General features: G+C 55.8%; 5 protein-coding genes. 3 read left to right on the forward strand and 2 right to left on the reverse strand.

Translation table 11 applies throughout. The features are described from left to right. Positions 1–7 precede the first annotated feature (7 nt). Positions 8–538 carry a peroxiredoxin gene (locus AC3WJN_RS07875; RefSeq protein WP_005829060.1) on the reverse strand — a complete coding sequence of 177 codons (531 nt, stop codon included), beginning with the start codon at positions 536–538 and terminating at the stop codon, positions 8–10. Between the two features lie 260 nt (positions 539–798). Here AC3WJN_RS07875 and AC3WJN_RS07880 point away from each other — a divergent pair, with 260 nt between their 5' ends. Next, the gene (locus AC3WJN_RS07880) at positions 799–2,391 is read left to right on the forward strand and encodes an FMN-binding glutamate synthase family protein (protein WP_026557950.1); all 1,593 of its coding nucleotides are present in this window, start codon (positions 799–801) and stop codon (positions 2,389–2,391) included. Here AC3WJN_RS07880 and AC3WJN_RS07885 read toward each other — a convergent pair. Next, positions 2,371–3,663 (reverse strand): copper amine oxidase N-terminal domain-containing protein, encoded by a 1,293-nt coding sequence (locus AC3WJN_RS07885; protein ID WP_005829064.1) that lies wholly within the window; start codon positions 3,661–3,663, stop codon positions 2,371–2,373. The genes AC3WJN_RS07880 and AC3WJN_RS07885 overlap by 21 nt on opposite strands. Before the next feature lie 271 nt (positions 3,664–3,934). Here AC3WJN_RS07885 and AC3WJN_RS07890 point away from each other — a divergent pair, with 271 nt between their 5' ends. Together AC3WJN_RS07890 and tnpA are read left to right on the forward strand one after the other, a co-directional pair. Then, the gene (locus tag AC3WJN_RS07890; RefSeq protein WP_051998906.1) at positions 3,935–5,659 is read left to right on the forward strand and encodes a TerD family protein; all 1,725 of its coding nucleotides are present in this window, start codon (positions 3,935–3,937) and stop codon (positions 5,657–5,659) included. Between the two features lie 127 nt (positions 5,660–5,786). Next, on the forward strand, positions 5,787–6,000 hold a 214-nt coding region (tnpA, locus tag AC3WJN_RS07895), incomplete at its 3' end, for an IS200/IS605 family transposase (RefSeq protein ID WP_412679417.1).

Raw genomic sequence — 6,000 nt, forward strand, 5'->3', positions numbered from 1 at the left:
AAGGGGGTTACGAAATCGTTTTTTGCCCGGGCTTCCAGTCCATCGGGCACAGCCCGCCGGATTGCAGGGCTTCGATGACGCGCAATGTCTCATCCACGCTTCTGCCTACTTTGGAGTTGGAGACGACCGAATACTGCAAGATGCCCTCCGGGTCAATGATGAAGCTGGCGCGCAGAGGCGCTTTGGTCGCTTCGTCCAGCACGCCGTAGCTGATCGTCGCTTCCTTGCTGTAGTCAGAAGCGAGCGGGAAGGACAGCGGGCCGATGCCGTCGCTCGCCTTCATCCAGGCTCTATGTGTATGAATGCTGTCGCCGCTCACGCCGAGCACCTCGACGTTCAGCTCGGCAAACTCCTTGATCCGCCGATTCAGGCTGAGAATCTCCGTTGGGCAAACTTTGGAGAAATCGAACGGATAGAAGAACAACAGCAGCCATTTGCCGCGGTAATCTACCAGACTTTTCGATACGGGGAAGCCGTTGTCAAAAGTCACGGTGTCCATCGTAAAGTCTGGTGCGGGAAGTCCAATGCGTGCGCTCATTGTGCATCTCCTCTCTCTGTTTTTCGAAAAATATGTCTGGTACCAAATTACCACGAATGATATTTATAATCAATATCAAATGAAAATTGTTTTAATTAAAAGTGCAACATGCCTTTTCGAGTTAGCCCAAACGAAACGGCGGTATGAGCAGAGGGAATTGGTAGTATGCTAATCCATGCAATACCACATTTGCGAACAAATGAAACCTTTTCGGTTCTTTTTTCCAATCCAACGTTCCATGGCGGGAGGCTCAGACAAGGATGCAGTCGCTTCTTTTGACCATCGTGCTTGTAGTGGTGGCAGTGCCGCCGCTCGTCTTTTTCGGCTATATGTACGTCTTGTCCAAACACCCCAAGCATTCCATCATTCGCTCCCATCCTTTTTTGGGCTGGGTGCGCTATTTGCTGGAAAAGCTCGGACCGGAATTTCGCCAGTATTGGTTTGACAACGACACGGAGGGAAGGCCGTTTTCGCGAGCTGATTTTGTCGGGCTTGTCTACGCGGCGAAATACAGGACGGACCTCATCTCGTTTGGCGGCAGACGCGATTACGAAAAGCCGGGCTTTTACCTGTCCAACGCCATGTTCCCGAAGCTGACGAGCGAGCTGCGGGTAGATAACGATCGGCCGATTTTGGGCAAAAAGTACGTGATTACAGATGAAGGGTTGTTTACCCGCCAGGAAAAATGGATCGAGGAACAGGTGAAGCCGTGGCTGTTGCACGATCAGGATGTCATTGTCGTAGGAGAGCGCCGCGAGCATCCGTGGCGGCTCAAGGGCATGTTCGGGGCATCGGCCACATCGTACGGGGCGGTGGGGGAGAACTATATTTTGTCTACCGGAAGCGGAGCCCGCATGGCAGGAGGCTCCTGGATCAATACGGGAGAGGGCGGCGTGGCGGAGGTTCACCTTGCGACAGGCGTGGATATCGTCTCGCAGATCGGGCCGGGCATGTTCGGCTTCCGCGATGACGCGGGCCGTTTTTCCATCGAGGAATACAAGCGCAAGGCGAGCGTGCCCAACATCAAGGCATTCGAGCTGAAATTTCATCAAGGAGCGAAAATACGCGGCGGCCACCTCGAAGGCTCCAAAGTCACAGAAAAGGTCGCGGCAGCGCGGCTGGTGCCTGTCGGCAAAAACGTCAATTCGCCCAACCGCTTTGCTTTTCTGACCAATCCCGAGGAGGCGCTGCGGTTTATCGCCACGCTGCAGGAGGCGGGCGGCAAGCCTGTCGGGATCAAAATTGTCGTCGGGGATGCGAAAAGATTGGAGCCGTTGTTTGCCAAGATGGTCGAGCTGGATATTTACCCGGATTTCATCACCGTGGACGGCTCGGAGGGAGGGTCAGGCGCGACGTTTAAAGCCATGGCGGACGGGATGGGGCTGCCGCTTTATCCGGCGCTGCTCATTCTCGATGACACGGCGCGAAAATTCGGGGTGCGCGACCGCTTCAAAATTTTTGCTTCCGGCAAGCTCATCACCCCGGACAAAGTCGCCATCGCCCTGGCGCTCGGCGCGGACCTGGTCAGCTCCGCGCGCGGCTTCATGATGGCAAACGGCTGTATCATGGCCCTGCAATGCCACACAGGCAAATGTCCAACGGGAATCACCACGACCGATTCCAAATACCAGAAGGCGCTCGCCCCGGAAGAAAAGCAGTGGCGCGTCATGAACTACATTTTGCAGTTGCGCGAGGGACTGTTTTCGTTGGCGGCCGCCTGCGGGCTGGAGAGTCCGCGCGATTTTCGCCGCGAGCACGTCGTCTATACAAATGAAAGCGGGCAAAGCGTGCGGGTAGCGGACCTGTTTCCGTACCCCGAGAAGACGGGGGAATCAGGAGCCGCCCTGCTTTAGCCTGACCCAATGGTTGTAGTCGTGAATCGCAAAGCCGGCAAAGCTCGCATAATGCTCGAGATGTTCCTTCGCCAACTGCAGTTCGGTTTTCATCGTCTGGAGCGGCAGTGCGTGAAAGCTCGTGTGCGGCCCTTCCGCACTGGGAGCCGTCTCTACGGCGACGATCACCTGCTTTTTCAGCGTGGCCGCTTCCCGCAAAATCGGATGGGCGTTGGCGATAATCCCGTCGTTGCCCAGCGCGACATTGCGGTAGTCCATGATGACTACGGCATCTGCCTTTTCCAGCATCCAGGCGCTCAAGCTGTAATCCGTGCCCGGGACTTTGACCTGATGGAGCCAAAACGGGATGTCGAGCGTGAGCGTAAGCCCGCTTGAGCGCATGTCTTTTTCGATCAGGCGAACCGTGTCCATCCAGCTTTGCACGATTTTGTCGCGGTTTGACTTCCATTCCGGCAAAATGTACGGCTCAATGTCAAAATGCAGCCCGGCGAACCGCTCTTGCGCGGCGACCGAGGCGTTGTAAGCGCGGACCCAGTTGATAAACGCCTTGAGCTCGCCATGGCTTGCGGGAAAAGCCCATTGGGGACGGCCTTCCAGCGCTTCTACGGCGATTTGCTTTTCCTGCGCCTTGCGGATGAACTGCTGATAGACAGTCGGCGGGATGTCCCGGTCGATTTGCAGGTAGATTGCGCTCAATTGATGCTCGCTCGCAAACTGGATAATCTGCTCTTGCTGGGTGTAGAGCAGGCTGGCATCCCAAAGCCACGTGCTGCGCCGATGCTGCCATGTGCTGTCAGGAGCAGGCGGCACAGATGCCGGAGGGACTGCACTCGCATGGCCGGAAGTGGTGATCGCGACCAGGTTGCGCTCGGCCAGCCACTCGATCCGGGCGTCAAACAGCTCGCTGATGAAGCGCAGCGGAACCATCGTGCGGTTGCTGCGGAGCACGGCCGGGGCGTCAAAGTGGACCTTTTTCCCGTTGACCAGCGCGTAGTCCTGGCCGATGGTCAACTGAATGGTGTCCGGTTCTTTCCGGAGCGTCACCTGGCTCGTCTGTGGATTCCACTGCATGCCAAGACCGAGCTTTTCCGCGACAAACCGGGCGGGAACCATGGTTCGCTGCGTGCTTGGGTCCACGTAAGGCAGGGCGTCGGGAAACGTGACGTACTCTCCGTTCACGGCTACCTGGACTTGCGGAGCGGACTGGGCAAAAGAGAAGGGAGCGGCGCTGAGCAGAAAGGTCAGCAGGCCGACTCGCTGCAGTTTTTTCATGCGTGCTTTTCCTCGCGTCTTTCTATAGAATGTGCTGTACTATTTTACAATAGGACTGTTTGCCTTTACCTGATTACAAGGTTGCAGGGGAGCAGGAAAAATTTGTGAAGAAACGACTACTTTTCCACTGGATGACTTTACAGGAGCGGCGACCCAGCGGTAAAATGGTTGAAAATGACAAAAGGAATAAAAAATCAGGCTATTGTACACCTTCCTTCTACTCAATTGATGATTAGGGGTACTGCTTTCCTGATTTTTTTTATTGAGGCCGATGAAAAATCAAATCTACCTTCGCCGGAAAAATAAACTGGTCGTCGAGAAGGGACAGCATGAATTGCCTGTCTCTTATTTGGCTGCGGCTCTGCGCAACATCGAGAGTCTGGGCTACACGTTTTCCCTGGAGCTGCTGGAGCGAATCCGCACGCTGTCTGAAGCGGAGTTTTTCCCGCTTTACTCCGAGGTAGTGACGGTATTGAAAGAAATGGTGGGCGCATCCCGCAAGTACAAGCCGATGTATCCGAATTTTCCCGAACAAGTGATGGAGGCGAGCGAGGGAGAATTGTATTTGCAGGCGATCATCCACTACCTGACGTGGCAGCTTCCTGTGCACGAGGTGAAAAAACGGCTGCCGCTGTTGCGAGAATCCCGCCTGAAGGTGATCCAGTTGGGAACGGACGAAGAGCTTTTGCAGACGGGCATGAACCTGTTGCGGGCAAAAAGCTCGCTCTCGGCGCAGGACAAGGAAGACCTCGCAGCGCTGCTCACCGAGTGCGATGGAATCGCAGAAGCGCTGCCGCCAGAGATTCCGCACAAGGAAAACGCGGCGGTCGTAGCCAGCATCTTGCTGCGTGCCGACAAGCTGCCGCCCGGCTTTTTTGCGACCTATTGCAAAACGGCGACCGACGTCTTGCGGCTGGCGGTTGCGCTGTCTGACGGCGATGTCAGCCTGGCCGCCCCTGCGAAATTCCGCAAGTTCAGCCGCGCCGAGCGCCGCCTGCTGCTGCGCTTGCTGGAAGCCAGCCCGAACCTCGCGGAAGACATGCTGCGCTACAAAGGCCGCTGGATTCGCCTCGGGGAAATCTTGCATCCGTTCGAATACAAGGACCGCTATCCGCAGACGGCGGAAGCGTTCGATATTTTGCGCAACAACCGTCGGCTGGAAACGTTCAACAGCAAGGTCGAGCTGGCGCTGGCGTGCGGGGATGTGCACGAGGCGACGAGCCTGCTCGTGCAGCGGCCGGGGGAATTTGCCCGGCGCCTCGACCACCTGCTCAGGCTGGCAGCGGATCGTGACGAGGTGCTCCGTTCGTTTGCACAGGTCGCGCCTTTGGTGTCTACCCCTGTGCTGCTGCAAGCGCTGAACCACTTCGAGAAAAGAGAAGCGTACGGAGAGTGGCGCACCTTTTTCCCGAAAGGAGAGGTGGCAAAAGTACAGACGATTGCAAACGCGCTGCCGCAGTTGCCGGAAGACGTCCGCGCGAGTGCAGCCCGCAGATGCCGGGAAGCCCTGCTGGAGCGGTTTGCTGCCCTGCCTTCCCTGGGAAAAGTCTACCTCGATCCGCGCTTGCAGGAGCAGCTCGTGCCTTTTTCGCAACGGTCGGCGAGCAAAGCGCTGCGGACGATCGTGCGCGGCTCCAGACTTCCGATCCCGGAGGGCAGTACGATCCGCTTTTTCACCTGGTGGAAGGAAGGCATTGTCAACAACGTCCCCACCGGGCGCGTCGACGTCGATTTGTCTGCGGTGCTGTACGACGCGGACTGGAAGTACCTGGAGCACATTTCCTACACGAATTTGCGCTCGGAGAAATACCGCGCCTACCATAGCGGCGACATTGTGAGGGCGCCGATGGGGGCCTGCGAGTTCATCGATGTGGATATCGAATCTGTCCTTCATTACGGCGGCCGTTACGTGGTCATGTCGCTGAACTCGTTTACAGATTTTCCGAACGAGAAAGCCCGCTACGGTGCGATAGCACCCCCTTTAGGGGCGGGATGAGAGTGAGGTCAAATACGGAGTACCACGAATAAACCGAAGGTTTGTGGTACTTCAAGTATTTGAAAATTCCACTCTTTTTTGTTGTTCATCTGTTGTAGTATATAAAACAAACTGATACGATAGGTGTATGAACGAATACAGAAGAACAAGCACAACCCTTTCATTATTAAACTACCATTTTGTGTTCTGCCCTCGGTACAGAAGAAAGATTTTTCTGCAAGCAGATGTAGAACAACGCTTCAAAGAGTTGGTACATGAAGGGTGTGAGGAACTGCAAATTGTGATTGTTGCTCTTGAATGCGACAAAGACCATACGCATATGTTTCTCAACGCACTCCCAT

The sequence above is a fragment of the Brevibacillus sp. FW306-2-1A-C05A genome, assembly GCF_058781555.1.